Here is a 1,018-nt window from a genome sequence, read left to right as displayed (position 1 = left end):
ACGTGGAAGTGGCCGATGTGGTCGATACCAACATGGACTACATGTACAGCGACGGCGAGTACTGGCATTTCATGGACCCGGAGACCTTCGAGCAGGTGCAGGCCGACAAGGCCGGCATGGGCGGCGCCGAGAAGTGGCTGAAGGGCGAGGAGTCCTGCATCGTGACCCTGTTCAACGGTTCGCCGATCTTCGTGCAGCCGCCGAATTTCGTTGAACTGAAGATCACCGAGACCGATCCGGGCGTCCGCGGTGACACCTCGGGCGGCGGCGGCAAGCCGGCCACCCTGGAAACCGGCGCCGTGGTGCGCGTTCCGCTGTTCGTCAACCAGGATGAAATCATCAAGGTCGACACCCGTTCGGGCGAGTACTCCTCGCGCGTCAAGTAATCCGGCGCAGCCGGATTACGGTAGTGCCGGCCGCTGGCCGGGTACGCGCCATCGCATTCGCGCTGGCGCTCCCACGATCCGCCATGGCGGATCGTGGGCCCCCACTCACCAGCATCCACACCCCGCCGCTTCGCGGCCGCCCCTGACTCAGGGGCTTGCCTTCCAGAAGCCCAGCGGTAGCCGTTTGACCGGTGATCAGTCGCCAGGTCGGAGCCAAGGCTACGTATGGTCCTTCCCCCAGCCAGTGAGCCCGCATGAGCGATAGCCCGCACCTCCCCGAAGCCTGCGACCTGCTCATCGAAGCCGGTTATGTCGTTCCGATCGAGCCGCATGCGGTGGTGCTGGAAGATCATGCCGTGGCCATCCGTGGCAGCGAGATCGTGGCCATCCTGCCGCGCGCCGAAGCGCGTGCGCGGTTCCGCGCCACCCAGGTTGTCAGCCGCCCAGAGGCGGCGCTGATGCCGGGCCTGGTCAACGCACATACGCACAACCCGATGACCCTGCTGCGCGGCGTCGCCGACGACCTGCCGCTGATGACCTGGCTGCAGCAGCACATCTGGCCGGTGGAAGCGGCGGTGATCGGTCCCGAATTCGTGGCCGACGGCACCACCCGTGCCATCGCCGAGATGCTG

The 1,018-nt window shown here is 66.3% G+C and carries 2 protein-coding genes; both read left to right on the top strand.

Going from position 1 to position 1,018, the window contains the following annotated elements:
* Positions 1–386 (top strand): elongation factor P (locus tag AC1VAN_RS22860; RefSeq protein ID WP_480986871.1); only part of this gene is annotated, 386 nt, incomplete at its 5' end.
* Between the two features lie 254 nt (positions 387–640).
* Positions 641–1,018, top strand: a 378-nt coding sequence (locus AC1VAN_RS22855; protein ID WP_480986870.1) for an amidohydrolase family protein, incomplete at its 3' end; no start/stop codon positions are given.

It is taken from the genome of Stenotrophomonas sp. 05L44_2, assembly GCF_056665995.1.
Note: the sequence above shows the minus strand (reverse complement) of the source record. Positions and strands in the feature narration are given on the sequence as shown.